General features: G+C 61.7%; 13 protein-coding genes. 5 read left to right on the forward strand and 8 right to left on the reverse strand.

The genetic code is table 11. The features are described 5' to 3' along the window. Positions 1-82: 82 nt before the first annotated feature. Positions 83-1111, forward strand: coding sequence for a DNA polymerase III subunit delta (holA, locus tag V1273_RS00660; RefSeq protein WP_334408400.1), 1029 nt, complete (start codon positions 83-85; stop codon positions 1109-1111). A gap of 197 nt (positions 1112-1308) precedes the next feature. Here holA and V1273_RS00665 read toward each other — a convergent pair whose 3' ends face one another. From V1273_RS00665 to hemJ, 7 genes are all read right to left on the reverse strand, one after another. Next, positions 1309-2193, reverse strand: a complete 885-nt coding sequence (locus V1273_RS00665) for a ParB/RepB/Spo0J family partition protein (RefSeq protein WP_334365772.1) — start codon at positions 2191-2193, stop codon at positions 1309-1311. 191 nt (positions 2194-2384) lie between these two features. After that, positions 2385-3236 (reverse strand): ParA family protein, encoded by an 852-nt coding sequence (locus tag V1273_RS00670; protein ID WP_334408401.1) that lies wholly within the window; start codon positions 3234-3236, stop codon positions 2385-2387. Next, on the reverse strand, positions 3233-3931 hold the full coding sequence (gene rsmG / locus V1273_RS00675; protein WP_334408402.1) for a 16S rRNA (guanine(527)-N(7))-methyltransferase RsmG: 699 nt from the start codon (positions 3929-3931) through the stop codon (positions 3233-3235). The genes V1273_RS00670 and rsmG overlap by 4 nt, the downstream gene beginning before the upstream one ends. 130 nt (positions 3932-4061) lie before the next feature. Further along, entirely contained in the window at positions 4062-5945 is a 1884-nt protein-coding gene (mnmG, locus tag V1273_RS00680; protein WP_334408403.1) for a tRNA uridine-5-carboxymethylaminomethyl(34) synthesis enzyme MnmG, read from the reverse strand. A gap of 137 nt (positions 5946-6082) precedes the next feature. Further along, positions 6083-7414 carry a tRNA uridine-5-carboxymethylaminomethyl(34) synthesis GTPase MnmE gene (mnmE, locus tag V1273_RS00685; RefSeq protein WP_334408405.1) on the reverse strand — a complete coding sequence of 444 codons (1332 nt, stop codon included), beginning with the start codon at positions 7412-7414 and terminating at the stop codon, positions 6083-6085. A gap of 303 nt (positions 7415-7717) precedes the next feature. Continuing rightward, on the reverse strand, positions 7718-8983 hold the full coding sequence (gene rho / locus V1273_RS00690) for a transcription termination factor Rho (RefSeq protein ID WP_057834504.1): 1266 nt from the start codon (positions 8981-8983) through the stop codon (positions 7718-7720). A gap of 258 nt (positions 8984-9241) precedes the next feature. Further along, entirely contained in the window at positions 9242-9688 is a 447-nt protein-coding gene (hemJ, locus tag V1273_RS00695) for a protoporphyrinogen oxidase HemJ (RefSeq protein WP_334365777.1), read from the reverse strand. 445 nt (positions 9689-10133) lie between these two features. Here hemJ and V1273_RS00700 point away from each other — a divergent pair, with 445 nt between their 5' ends. Genes V1273_RS00700 through dnaQ form a run of 4 tightly spaced genes read left to right on the forward strand, consistent with a single transcriptional unit; the run spans position 10134 to position 12974 of the window. Next, on the forward strand, positions 10134-10973 hold the full coding sequence (locus V1273_RS00700) for a pyruvate, water dikinase regulatory protein (RefSeq protein WP_334365778.1): 840 nt from the start codon (positions 10134-10136) through the stop codon (positions 10971-10973). A gap of 10 nt (positions 10974-10983) precedes the next feature. Further along, positions 10984-11592, forward strand: coding sequence for a Maf family protein (locus tag V1273_RS00705; RefSeq protein WP_334379685.1), 609 nt, complete (start codon positions 10984-10986; stop codon positions 11590-11592). A 25-nt stretch (positions 11593-11617) separates the two neighbouring features. Beyond that, a complete protein-coding gene (gene coaE / locus V1273_RS00710) occupies positions 11618-12217 on the forward strand; it encodes a dephospho-CoA kinase (protein ID WP_334408406.1) in 600 nt (199 codons plus the stop codon). Next, a complete protein-coding gene (dnaQ, locus tag V1273_RS00715; protein ID WP_334408408.1) occupies positions 12141-12974 on the forward strand; it encodes a DNA polymerase III subunit epsilon in 834 nt (277 codons plus the stop codon). Before coaE ends, dnaQ begins: the two co-directional genes overlap by 77 nt. On the opposite strand, the gene secB is transcribed toward dnaQ, so the two are convergent. Further along, positions 12971-13459 (reverse strand): protein-export chaperone SecB, encoded by a 489-nt coding sequence (gene secB, locus V1273_RS00720; protein WP_334365781.1) that lies wholly within the window; start codon positions 13457-13459, stop codon positions 12971-12973. The two genes, dnaQ and secB, sit on opposite strands and share 4 nt — an antisense overlap. Between the last annotated feature and the right edge of the window lie 61 nt (positions 13460-13520).

The following is a 13520-nucleotide window of genomic DNA, read 5'->3' on the forward strand; positions in this document are numbered from 1 at the left end:
CCGGAATCTCGTTCCGACAATCTCCAGATTCCGGGTCTAAGGCCTTCGCCCGCATCCCGGAAATGACGAATGAAGGTCCGTCGTGGTCGCGCTCCGCGGAAAAGACATCGACGCTTTTCTCGCCCGGCCTGATGCCGGCCGCCCTATCATCCTGCTGTACGGTCCTGACGCCGGTCTCGTGCGCGAGCGCGCCGACGCGCTGATTGCATCGGCAGTCGACGATCCCAATGATCCCTTTTCGCTGGTGCGGCTCGACGGCGACGAGCTGGCGGCCGAGCCATCGCGACTGGTCGATGAGGCCATGACGATCCCGATGTTCGGCGGCCGGCGTGCCATTCGTGTGCGCGCCGGCTCCCGCAGTTTTGCCAGCGGCGTCGATACGCTGGCTGATTCGCCGATCAAGGATTGCCGCATCGTGATCGAGGCCGGCGAGTTGCGACCGGAATCGCCGCTGCGCAAGGCCTGCGAGCGCGCCAAGAGCGCAGTCGCCATCGCCTGCTATCCCGACACCGAGCGCGACCTTGCTCGATTGATCGAGGAGGAACTACGGACTTCCAATTTGCGCATCGCCTCCGATGCCCGCGCCGTGCTGATGTCGCTGCTCGGCGGCGACCGCCAGGCCTCGCGCAACGAGCTCCGCAAGCTTGCTCTCTATTCCCACGGCAGGGGCGAGATTGCGCTCGACGACGTCATGACCGTCGTCTCCGATGCGTCCGAGCTAAAGCTCGACCCGATCGTCGATGGCGCGTTCGCCGGCAAACCTGACCTGGTCGAAAGCGAATTCGCCAAGGCGATGGTCGCCGGCACCTATCCCGGCGTCATCATTTCGGCCGCCCAGCGTCAGGCTGCCTGGCTGCACAAATCGGCGCTTGCGGTTGCTGACGGAACGCCCGTCTCCACCTTGCTCGAGGGCGGCTATCCGCGTCTGCACTTCTCGCGAAAGGGCGCCGTCGAAATCGCGCTGCGCAATTTCAGCGCGCCGCGGCTGGCCACCATCATCGATCAGCTCGGAACCGCCGCCCTCGACATGCGCAAGCAGGCTTCGCTCGCGTCAGCCATCGCGCTGCGCACGCTGCTGTCGATTGCGGCGAATGCCAAGCGGCGGGGGTGAGCCATCAGGCGATAATCTCGGCGTCGTCCCTGCGGAAAGCAGGGACCCATAACCACAGGATCTTGTTGACTAGGAAGGCCGTCGAGCAGTTCGCCTAATAAATTCCGCCGCGGCGTATGGGTCCCGGGTCGCGCGGAGCCTGTCATCGGGCGCGCGTTCGCGCGACCCGTTGGCTTGCCCGGGACGACGGAGATATCTCAACTCCCCTTCTCCAGCCTTCGCATCACTTCGTCGAGTTGTTCGAGGTTACGGTAACTGATCTGGACGGTGCCGCCGGGATCGCGGTGGTTGACGGTCACTTTGAGGCCGAGCGCGTCGCTGACGCGTTTCTCCAGCGCGATGGTGTCGGGATCCTTTGTCTTGCCGCCACCGCTGCGCGCCTTCTGCGGCTTGCGCTCTGGCACGCCCTCTTCGTGGGCAAGCGCCTCGGTCTGACGGACGTTGAGGCCTTCGGCGACGATGCGCTTGGCGGCCGCCAGCGGATCGGGCACGCTGATCAGCGCGCGGGCGTGTCCCGCCGACAATTCACCGCTCGCGATAAGGGCCTGCACCTCCGCCGGCAGCTTTGTCAGCCGCATCATGTTGGCAACGTGGCTGCGGCTCTTGCCGACTTCCTTGGCGATGTCTTCCTGGCTTCGTTTGAATTCGTCGGCCAGCGCGTGATAACCTTGCGCCTCTTCCATCGCGTTGAGGTCTTCGCGCTGCACGTTCTCGATGATCATGATCTCGAGTGCGTCGCTGTCGCTGACATCGATGGGAACGATCGGCACCTCGTGCAAGCTGGCGAGCTGCGCCGCCCGCCAGCGCCGTTCGCCAGCGATGATCTCATAGCGGTCTTGCGCGCCTTTCACCGGCCGCACCACGATCGGCTGGATCACGCCGTGCTGCTTGACGGAGGAGGCGAGCTCGCCCAGTTCGGCATCGGAAAATGTCCGGCGCGGGTTGCGGGGATTTGGTTTTAAAAATTCGATCGGTACCTTGCGCTGGTTGCGCGGCCGTTCGACATGCGCGGCCTCGCCGCCGACGTCCCCGATCAGACTTGCGAGACCACGACCCAGTCGCGAACGCGTTTCGTCGGCCATCGCCGCCAACTCCCTAGGATTCACTTGGCTACTCCACTACAGAATTCGATTGCCAGTAGGGTGGGCAAAGCGACGCGTGCCCACCAGCTTTCGCGACGGCGCGCGTAGGATGGGTAGAGCGAAGCGAAACCCATCTCCTTCATCGCGCGCCTTGATGGGTATCGCTGCGCTCAACCCATCCTACATTCCCTCTAATGCGTCCGCAGCTCGCGCTCGCGCTGGATCACTTCCGTCGCAAGCTTCAGATACGCTTCGCTGCCAACGCATTTGAGATCGTAGACCAGCACCGGCTTGCCGTAGGACGGCGCCTCGGAGATGCGGACGTTGCGCGGGATCATGGTGTCGTAGACCTTGGAGCCCATGAATTGCCTGACGTCGGCGACCACCTGATTCGACAGGTTGTTGCGCGAGTCGAACATCGTCAGCACGATGCCGTGGATCGACAGGTTCGGATTGAGCGTCGAGCGCACCTGCTCCACCGTCTGCAGCAATTGCGACAGACCTTCGAGCGCGAAAAACTCGCACTGCAATGGCACCAGGATCGCGTCCGACGCTGCCATCGCGTTGACGGTGAGAAGATTGAGCGACGGCGGACAATCGATCAGCACATAGGTGTAGTCGGTGTCGGGCGCCGCGTTCTTGTTCAACGCCGCGATCGCATCGCGCAGGCGGAACGCGCGGCCCGGCGTCGTGCCGAGTTCGAGCTCGAGGCCCGACAGATCCATCGTCGAGGACGCGATGTGCAGCCGCGGCACCGCGGTGGCAACCACCGCGTCGCGCAGCGGCGCTTCACCGATCAGCACGTCGTAGGTCGAGCAGTTGCGGTTGCGGCGATCGATGCCAAGGCCTGTCGAAGCGTTGCCCTGCGGATCGAGATCGACGATCAGCACGCGCTCGCCAATCGCCGCGAGCGCGGTGCCAAGATTGATCGCTGTGGTAGTCTTACCGACGCCTCCCTTTTGGTTGGCGAGCGACAGGATGCGTGGATGAGGCGGCGGAGTTGGCTCCCTATCCTCTTGATATAATTCATCTAATTCGGTCATGCCCGATCGCCATGTGTGATCGCGGAGGGGTTGCGCCGCTCGATCCGATCGAGTTCGACGATCCAGCCGTGCCCGCCCGTTCGGCTGGAATGGAGTCGCGGTTCAATATTCCAATATTTGGTGGCCTCGGTCAATTCAGCCTCTACATCTTGACCCTTGAGAAACAAAGCTTTTGCGCCTTCTCTCACAAACGGCTCCGCGAAGCCGACAAGCTGATGTAATGGAGCCAGCGCCCGCGCGGTGACGCAATCGACGCGGTCACCGATTCTATCCACAATATCCCCGATTCCTGCCAAATGCACGATCGCAGCCGCAGATGTCACGCGGACCGCCTCGCGCAAAAAGGCTGCCTTTTTGGCGTTGCGCTCGACCAAATGGACGTTGGCGCCCGGCGTCTCCGCCAATACGCAAGCGAGCGCCACGCCGGGGAAGCCCCCACCGCTGCCGAGATCGACCCAGGTCTTTGCGGACGGCGCCAAGTCGAGGAGTTGCAGCGAATCGGAGATGTGGCGAGTCCACAGATTCGAAAGCGTCGACGGCGCCACGAGATTCGTTTTGGTCTGCCATTCGATGAGGAGATCGACATAGTGATTCAGCCGTGCCTCCGTTTCACGTGAAACGGGGGTGAGGGCCAGAGCGGCGGCCTTGTCTGAGGGCAGGACTGGGGAGAGGCTGGGAGCGGCGGCCTTCGCCATAGTGGTCTCACTGAGCGCAGCATGGGTAGGATGGGTGAAAGCGGAGCGACACCCATCAATCGCCGGAGCGCCAGGCGATGGGTATCGCAACGTTTCCATCCTACATTCTTGTTTCACGTGAAACAGATTCTTAAGCGGTCGCCTTCGCGTTCTTGCGCCGCGCTTCTCGGCGCAGGTAGGCGGCTAAGATGCCAAGCGCCGCGGGCGTCAGACCGTCGAGCCGACCCGCCTGCCCCACCGTTCGAGGCCGCGCCGCTTCAAGCTTGGCGCGCGCTTCGTTGGAAAGTCCGGGCACGTCGGCATAGTCGATATCGGTCAGGACCAAACCCTCATCGCGCCGAAAGGCATCGACGTCGGCGGTCTGGCGCTTGAGATAGACATCGTATTTGGCGTCGATCTCGAGATGCACGGCGATCGACGGATCGATGGCCAAGAGCTCCGGCCAAATGCTGCGCAGGGCAGTCCACTCAATCTCCGGGTAAGCAAGCAATTCAAACGCCGAGCGCCGATGGCCGTCCCGGTTCAATGCCAGGCCATGCTTCGCAGCTTCGCTGGGGGTGATCGCCAGCGACTTGGCGAGCGACTTCGCGGACTCCAACGCGGCCATCTTGCCGCGATGCCGCTGCGAGCGCACCTGTCCTACGCAGCCCAAGGCAATGCCTTTGTCGGTCAGACGCTGGTCGGCGTTGTCGGCTCGGAGCGTCAGGCGGTACTCGGCCCGCGAGGTGAACATCCGATATGGTTCGGTGATGCCGCGGGTCACGAGGTCGTCGATCATCACCCCAAGATAACCGTCAGCGCGATCGAGCACGATCGGATCGGCGTCACCCGCCATCAATGCAGCGTTCAGACCGGCAACGATTCCCTGGGCCGCCGCCTCTTCATATCCCGTCGTGCCGTTGATCTGCCCGGCCAGGAAGAGACCCGGCAGGCGCTTGGTCTGCAGGGTCGGCTCCAGTTCGCGCGGATCGACGTGATCGTATTCGATGGCATAGCCCGGCCGAACCATCTTCACCCGTTCGAGCCCGGGGATGGTCGCGAGGATCGCGAGCTGAACTTCCTCCGGCAGCGAGGTCGAGATGCCGTTGGGGTAGACGGTGGAGTCGTCGAGCCCCTCCGGCTCCAGGAAGATCTGGTGGCCATCACGATCGCCGAATCGGACAATCTTGTCCTCGATCGAGGGACAATAGCGTGGGCCGCTGCTCTTGATCTGCCCGGAATACATCGGGGAACGATGCACATTGGCCCTGATCACCTCGTGGGTCGCCGGGGTCGTCCGGGTGATCCCGCATTGAATCTGCGGCGTCGAGATCCGATCGGTCATGACCGAGAACGGCTCAGGCGGATCGTCGCCGGGCTGCATTTCAACGGCGGCCCAGTCGATGGTCGTGCCATCGAGCCGCGGCGGCGTGCCGGTCTTCAGCCGTCCAAGCGTAAAGCCGGCGCGCTCGAACGAGGCCGACAGCCCCATCGCAGGCGCCTCCCCGACCCGGCCCGCGGGCCAGTTCTTCTCACCGAGATGGATCAGCCCGCGCAAAAAGGTCCCCGTCGTGACGACCACGGCGCCCGCCGAAAGCTGCCTTCCCTCGACCAAGCGAACTCCAGCGACCCGGCCGTTCGAGACGATCAGTTCGTCCGCTTCACCTTCGATCACGCTGAGATTGGCTGTCTCCTGGATCGCCGTCTGCATGGCCGCAGCATAAAGCTTGCGATCTGCCTGGGCGCGCGGTCCGCGGACGGCCGGACCCTTGCGGCGGTTCAACACCCGAAACTGTATACCGCCGGCGTCGGCCACCCGGCCCATCAGGCCATCGAGAGCATCGACTTCGCGGACCAGATGACCTTTGCCGAGACCGCCGATAGCGGGATTGCAGGACATTGCCCCGATGGTCGCAAACCGATGGGTCACCAAGGCCGTCTTCGCACCCATCCGCGCAGCCGCGCTCGCGGCCTCACAACCGGCGTGGCCGCCACCAATAACAATGACGTCGAAGGCGTCTGCTTGGAAAATCATGCCGCGACTTCTATCGCGGAGTTGGAGAACGCGGAAGGAAGAATTGTTGGACGGGAATTTGAGGGGTCCGGTGTTTCACGTGAAACATTCCAGGGCTCACGGATCTGTTTCACGTGAAACGGGATGGTAGGGAAGGCTCACTTACCCACACAGAACTCCCGGAAGATAACGTCCAGAATGTCCTCGACATCCACGCGCCCCAAGAGCCGCCCCAGCGAATGGGCTGCCATGCGCAATTCTTCCGCCGCCAGCTCCTCGCCCCGCCCGACTACCTGAACACAGCGCCGCAACGAGGCCGCGGTCTCCTGCAAGAGTAGGCGCTGCCGGGTTCGGCCGATCAGGCCACCCTCGCTTCCGCCAAAGTAATTCTGCGTGAAACCAACCAGGGCCGCGATCAGCTCGGGCAAGCCATCGCCTCGGCTCGCCGAGATCTGAAAACCGCCCTGCCCTGACGCATCGGCCAATGGCCGACCTATCTGTTCGAGATCGATCTTGTTTCGCACGCTCCAAACCGGCGCATCCCAATCGTGGTCGATCGCTGCGTCTGGCGAGTCGGAGAGCCACAGCACGAGATCCGCATCCGCGGCCCGGGACCTAGCGCGACGGACGCCCTCCTGCTCGACTGGATCGTCCGTCTCACGAATCCCAGCGGTATCGATCACGGTCACTGGATAGCCGTCGAGATCGAGCTGCACCTCAATAATATCACGCGTGGTGCCGGCGTGCGGCGAGACGATCGCGACCTCGCGGCGCGCCAGCTGGTTCATCAGCGTCGACTTGCCGACATTCGGCGGTCCGGCGATCGCGACGACGAGGCCATCGCGAAGCCGCTCACTCCGCCCCTGCTCCGCCAGGACTTCCTCGATCTCAGCCAACAGCACTTCGACTTTCGCCAACGCCGGCGCGATCAATTCGGCAGGCACGTCGCCCTCATCCGAAAAATCGATCCCAGCCTCGATCAGGGCCGACGCTTCGATGATCCGCGCACGCCAGTCGCGAGCTCGGTCGCCAAGCAGCCCCTTCAATTGGCGCAGCGCCTGGCGCCGCTGCCGATCGGTATCAGCATGGATGAGATCGTCGAGTCCTTCGGCTTCGGTGAGGTCGAGCTTGCCGTTCTCGAAGCCGCGCCGGGTAAATTCGCCGGGCTCGGCCGGACGCACATTTTCAAACGCAGAAAGCGCCGCGAACAACGCGTCCAGCACCGCGCGCCCGCCATGGACGTGAAATTCCGCGACGTCTTCCCCGGTCGCGCTGGCCGGACCCGGAAACCACAACACCACGGCATCATCGATCGGCCGCTGGCCGACATCATGGAGGAGCGCCCGCGTGGCCATTCGCGGCGACGGCAATTTACCAGCCAGCGCCGTCACGAGCTTCCCGGCCTGCGGACCCGAGACGCGCACCAAGGCAATCGCGCTCGGTGGCCGGCCCGACGATAGCGCAAAAATGGTTTGGTCCCGCGGATGCATAGCCTATTTGTGCGGGAGGTCCTGAAAAGGCAACGCGATTCGATTCGGCGGCTGAGAACGCAGGCCGACGTCCGCTGACCTTATTGCAGCAAAGGTGCAGCAGCTATGCTGCAAAACTGGAAGAGGCGCCCCTGCCCTGATCTCAGTTCGAAATAAACCATATGAAATTCAATGGCTTATTTGGTTAACCAATCAATAGCGCCAGTTTTCCGATGCTGCATCGGTGCCGCAGCGATGACCGCAGCATGAAAAAGGGGGCGCCCCGCGGTGCGAGACGCCCTCCCCTAAGCCTGGCTTGGCGGCTCAGGTATTCATCGAGTCGAAGAACTCGGAATTGTTCTTGGTGTTGCGGAGCTTGTCGAGCAAGAAGTCGATTGCGTCCATGGTGCCCATCGGATTGAGGATCCGGCGCAGCACGTACATCTTCTTCAGAAGCTGCGGATCGGTGATCAGCTCTTCCTTGCGGGTGCCGGAGCGCGAGATGTCGATCGCCGGGAAGGTCCGCTTGTCCGAGACCTTGCGGTCGAGGATCAGTTCGGAGTTACCGGTGCCCTTGAACTCTTCGAAGATGACTTCGTCCATGCGGCTGCCGGTATCGACCAGCGCGGTGGCGATGATCGTCAGCGAACCGCCCTCCTCGATGTTGCGCGCGGCGCCGAAGAATCGTTTCGGCCGCTGCAGCGCGTTGGCGTCGACACCGCCGGTCAACACCTTGCCGGATGACGGCACCACGGTGTTGTAGGCGCGGCCAAGACGCGTGATCGAGTCGAGCAGGATCACGACGTCGCGGCCGTGCTCGACCAGGCGCTTGGCTTTCTCGATCACCATTTCGGCGACCTGAACGTGACGCACCGCCGGTTCGTCGAACGTCGAAGACACCACCTCGCCCTTCACCGATCGCTGCATGTCCGTGACTTCTTCCGGACGCTCGTCGATCAGAAGCACGATCAGATAGCACTCCGGATGATTGGCCGTGATCGAGTGCGCAATGTTCTGCATCAGCACGGTTTTGCCGGTGCGCGGCGGCGCCACGATCAGCGCGCGCTGGCCCTTGCCGATCGGGGCGACGATATCGATCACCCGTGCAGAGAGGTCTTTTCGCGTCGGGTCTTCGAGCTCGAGACGAAAGCGCTGATCCGGAAACAGCGGCGTCAAATTATCGAAATTGACCTTGTGCTTGGACTTTTCCGGATCTTCGAAATTGAGCGTGTTGACTTTCAGCAGCGCGAAATAGCGTTCGCCTTCTTTCGGGCTGCGGATGTGGCCTTCGATGGTGTCGCCGGTGCGGAGTCCGAAGCGGCGGATCTGCGAGGGCGAGACGTAGATATCGTCGGGGCCGGGCAGGTAGTTGGCGTCGGGCGAGCGCAGAAAGCCGAAGCCGTCGGAGAGAACCTCGACGACGCCTTCGCCGATAATGTCGATTTCCTGGATCGCGAGTTGCTTGAGAATGGCGAACATCAGCTCCTGCTTGCGCATGGTGCTGGCGTTCTCGACCCCGCTCTCTTCGGCGAACGTAACGAGCTCGGCCGGCGTTTTCGATTTGAGGTCTTGGAGTTTCATTTCCCGCATTGGGGTGGTCCTGTGGAGTGTCTTTTAAGAAGGATGCGAAGCTGGCTTTGGGGAAAGCCGGACACGAAAAATGGAAGGTCCGCAGGTCTAAGCAAGGAAAGCGCCGGTGAGGCTTCAAACCTGATGCGGCGGCCGGTCCAATGAAGGAGCCGGAACGCAGCCACATCCGCCTGCGTGGGGTGGGATTTCGATAATATAGAAAATCGGCCGCCGCTTCGCAAGCAGGTGAAAAACCGACCGACCCACGAAAAGGGCGCCCTAGAACGGCTTCACGATCACCAGGATGACGATAAAGATCATCAGGACGGTTGGTACCTCATTGATAATACGAAAGAATTTCTGGCTTCTGGTATTCCGGTCGGCAGCAAAATCCTTAACCCAGCGAGAAAAAAAGCCGTGGACACCCGACAGGATGAGCACCAGCGTCAGTTTGGCGTGAAACCAGCCGGAAGTGTACCAATGTCCGCTCCAGGCCATATAGATGCCGGCCAGCCACGTGACGATCATCGCGGGGTTGATGATCACCTTCAGCAGGCGCCACTCCATCACTTTGAAGGTTTCGGATTGCTTCGATCCGACCTCGGTTTCGCAATGATAGACGAACAGCCGCGGCAGATAGAGCATGCCGGCCATCCACGAGATGACGGCAATCACATGCAGCGCCTTGATCCACGGGTAGGCCGTGATCGTGATCCACTCGTACATTGCAGCCGCCCTGATCTCCGGAACGTTCCGATCTTCTGAAGCGTTGCGAAGAAGCTCCGCAAGCGTGGGACGCAAGACATATCCGCAAAGCACCGCTTCCCTAAACTAATAATTTTAGAATCTTAGGTTTGAGTCTAAGTGACGGTGATTTGGACTCATACAAAATCGTCCAGCCTCTTTGCGAGGCTTGTTCACATCCATCACCAATTCTGGCCAAACACCGGATCGTCCTGATAACACCACGTGCATCAATCGCTTGCGATGTTTTGTGGTCAGCTTATGAAGAGACAAATCCACATCTTCTCACTATCATTGCCGCGAGGCGTTGGACTTGTCCTCGCGTGAGGCCCTGTGAAGAAACCAAGGGTTTTCCCGAAGGCGACGATCCAGGGCCCGATATCTCGGTTAAGCTCCACAGGATTCACAGGAATACACAGGGGTTCTGGTGCCCACGACCGGCAACTATTTTCATCTTCATCTGGTCTCGGACTCGACCGGCGAGACGCTGATCACGGTGGCGCGCGCGGTCGCCGCGCAATACGCCAACGTGACGGCGGTCGAGCATGTCTATCCGCTGGTGCGCAGCCAGAAGCAGCTCGACCGCGTGCTCGACGAAATCGAGGAGGCACCGGGCATCGTGCTCTTCACATTGCTCGAAAAGGACCTAGTCGCCCGGCTGGAAGCCAAGTGCAGGGATATCAACATACCGAGCCTCTCCATCATTGGTCCGGTGATGCAGTTGTTCGAAGCCTATCTGGGCGCGGCGACGACGGGCAGGGTAGGCGCCCAGCACGTTCTGAACGCGGAATATTTCAAGCGCATCGACGCCCTGAACTACACCATGATGCATGACGACGGACAGCACGTCGAAGGCCTGGAAGAGGCGGATGTCGTTCTCGTCGGCGTATCCCGCACCTCGAAGACGCCGACTTCGATCTATCTCGCCAACCGCGGCGTCCGTACAGCGAACGTGCCGCTGGTCCCTGGCATTCCGCTGCCGCACCAACTGGAGGCACTGAAAAAGCCGCTGGTCGTCAGCCTTCATGCGACGCCGGAGCGGCTGATCCAGGTCCGGCAAAATCGCTTGCTGAGCATGGGCGCCGATACCCCCAATGATGATTACATCGATCGTCAGGCAGTGGCCGATGAAGTAGCCTATGCCCGAAAACTGAGCGCCAGATTCAGTTGGGCGCAGCTCGACGTGACACGGCGTTCGATCGAGGAAACCGCGGCGGCGGTGCTAAAATTGTTCACCGATCGCCAGCGGCAGCGGCTTCCGGAATGACGCAGCCAAGATGACCATTTGGCGTGGACAACACCAGCTGATTCTCGCCTCTCAAAGCCGCGCGCGGCAAATGCTGCTTGCCAATGCCGGCATTTCCTTCGACGCCGTTCCTGCCGATATCGACGAACGATCCGTGCAGGAGAATTCAGGCCTTTCCGCGCCTGGTGAAATCGCCGGCCTCCTGTCGCGCGAGAAGGCGTGTTTCGTATCGTCGAAAAATCCCGGCCGTTATGTCGTCGGCGCCGATCAGACGCTGGCTTTGGGAAGCCGGCTGTTCACCAAGCCGGCTAGCCGCGCACAGGCCGCAGAGCAATTGCGCCTGCTTGCCGGCCAGACGCACGAGCTGCACTCCGCCGTTGCGGTTGCCCGCGACGGCAAGCTAGTATTTTCCGATGTTTCGGTCGCGCGCCTGACCATGCGCGCTCTAAGCGGGGCGGAGATCAGAGCGTATCTGGACGAGGCCGGCGAAGCCGTGACATCCAGCGTTGGCGCCTATCAGCTCGAAGGACTGGGCATACATCTATTCGATCGCTTCGAAGGCGATCACTTCACGATTCTCGGCCTGCCGTTGTTGCCGCTGCTTGCATTCTTGCGCCGCGAACGACTGTTGGGAATTTGATATCCCTATGAGAGTGACGAACCCTATGCGGATTCTCGGACTCACCGGCTCGATCGGGATGGGGAAATCCACCACCGCAAAACTGTTCACCGAGGCGGGCGTGCCGGTTTACGACGCCGACGCAGCCGTTCACAAAATCTATGAAGGCGAGGCGGCGCCCGCGATCGAAGCCGCGTTTCCCGGCACGACGGTGGACGGCAAGGTCGATCGCGCCAAATTGTCCGCCAAGGTGGTGCATGACCCTGCTGCCATCAAGCAGCTCGAGCAGATCGTTCACCCAATGCTCGGCGCGTCCCGCCAGAAATTCCTCGATGAGGCCGAGCGGTCCGGCGCGCCGGTTGTCGTGATGGACATCCCGCTGTTGTTCGAAACCGGCGGCGAGAAACGCGTCGATGCGGTAGTCGTGGTCACGACCGATCCGAAAACCCAGCGTGAACGAATTTTGGCGCGCGGCACCATGACATCAGAGGCGCTCGACGCCATTCTGGCGCGGCAATTGCCCGATGCCGAAAAGCGCAAGCGCGCGGATTTCGTGGTGGATACCTCGCATGGGCTGGACCCGGTGCGCGCGCGGATCCGCGACATTCTGGCCAAGGTTGTTAAGATGCCGCAGCGGCGGACCTGATTCGTCGAAACTTCGGTCTCTCACATCCATGCGCGAAATCGTTCTCGATACCGAAACCACGGGCCTCGATCCGCTGCGCGGCGATCGGCTGGTCGAAATCGGCTGCATCGAGATCTTCAACCGCATGCCGACGGGGCAGACGTTTCACCGCTACATCAATCCCGAGCGCGACATGCCGGCGGAAGCCTTTGCCGTGCACGGCCTGTCGACCGAGTTCCTCGCCAGCAAGCCGCTGTTCACCGAAGTGGTTGAGGAGTTCCTGGAATTCATCGGCGACGCACCGCTCGTCATCCACAATGCCTCATTCGACATCAGCTTCATCAATGCCGAGCTCGTCCGCATCAAGCGGCAGCCGATCTTGCGCGACCGGCTGGTCGATACGCTGCTGTTGGCGCGCCGCAAGCATCCCGGTGTATCGAACCGGCTGGACGATCTCTGCTCGCGCTATGCGATCGACAATTCCCGCCGCACCAAGCATGGCGCGCTGCTCGACGCCGAGCTCTTGGCCGAAGTCTATATCGACCTGATCGGCGCGCGGCAGTCGCAACTGATCCTGGCGTCGGAAACCCGCATCACGGTTGCCAGCGGAATTGGTGATACGCCACGCCGGCAGCGCGAAATACCGCTGGCGCCGCGAATCACCGAGGCCGATCGCGAGGCCCATCGCGCCTTCATCGCCACGTTGGGCGACAAGCCGATCTGGAACGATTTTCTTCCGGCAGGTCTAGCGGCAAACAAGACGCCGCTCGCCCTTTAGCTCGGCTTTGCGCCCGAGGTGGCCTGTGCCGCAGCCTGCCGTTCCATGTTCTGGCGGTACAGGCCGACAAAATCGACGGGATCGAGCATCAAAGGCGGGAAGCCGCCGTCGCGCACCGCGGTTGCGATGATCTCGCGCGCGAACGGGAACAACAGCCGCGGGCATTCGATCATGACCAGCGGATGAAGCTGTTCCTGCGGCACGTTGACGATGCGGAACACGCCCGCATAGGCGAGTTCGAAACTGAACATCACTTTGCTGGCATTTTCTGCCTTGCCCTCGATCGAGAGCGTCACTTCGAACTCGTTTTGCGCGAGATTGTTCGCCGAAACGTTGATCTGGATGTTGATCGCCGGCTGCTGCTGTTGCGGCGCCAGCGAGGAGGGCGCGTTCGGATTCTCGAACGACAGGTCCTTGGTGTACTGGGCCAGCACGTTGAGCTGGGGAGGGGCCTGTTCGGGAGGCGCGCCGTTGCCGTTGGTCATGAAATCTCTCCTGAAGCGCTCGCGAGCGCGGCCCGGGTTCGTCTGAGAATGCGTTTTCCGG

It is taken from the genome of Bradyrhizobium sp. AZCC 1721, from assembly GCF_036924715.1.
GTDB lineage: Bacteria > Pseudomonadota > Alphaproteobacteria > Rhizobiales > Xanthobacteraceae > Bradyrhizobium.

Bases quoted from the DNA above. Each gene is read 5' to 3' on its own strand.
- V1273_RS00665 (WP_334365772.1), bottom strand. From the start codon at position 2,193: ATGGCCGACGAAACGCGTTCGCGACTGGGTCGTGGTCTCGCAAGTCTG.
- V1273_RS00670 (WP_334408401.1), bottom strand. From the start codon at position 3,236: ATGACCGAATTAGATGAATTATATCAAGAGGATAGGGAGCCAACTCCG.
- rsmG (WP_334408402.1), bottom strand. From the start codon at position 3,931: ATGGCGAAGGCCGCCGCTCCCAGCCTCTCCCCAGTCCTGCCCTCAGAC.
- mnmG (WP_334408403.1), bottom strand. From the start codon at position 5,945: ATGATTTTCCAAGCAGACGCCTTCGACGTCATTGTTATTGGTGGCGGC.
- mnmE (WP_334408405.1), bottom strand. From the start codon at position 7,414: ATGCATCCGCGGGACCAAACCATTTTTGCGCTATCGTCGGGCCGGCCA.
- rho (WP_057834504.1), bottom strand. From the start codon at position 8,983: ATGCGGGAAATGAAACTCCAAGACCTCAAATCGAAAACGCCGGCCGAG.
- hemJ (WP_334365777.1), bottom strand. From the start codon at position 9,688: ATGTACGAGTGGATCACGATCACGGCCTACCCGTGGATCAAGGCGCTG.
- V1273_RS00705 (WP_334379685.1), top strand. From the start codon at position 10,984: ATGACCATTTGGCGTGGACAACACCAGCTGATTCTCGCCTCTCAAAGC.
- coaE (WP_334408406.1), top strand. From the start codon at position 11,618: ATGCGGATTCTCGGACTCACCGGCTCGATCGGGATGGGGAAATCCACC.
- dnaQ (WP_334408408.1), top strand. From the start codon at position 12,141: ATGGGCTGGACCCGGTGCGCGCGCGGATCCGCGACATTCTGGCCAAGG.
- secB (WP_334365781.1), bottom strand. From the start codon at position 13,459: ATGACCAACGGCAACGGCGCGCCTCCCGAACAGGCCCCTCCCCAGCTC.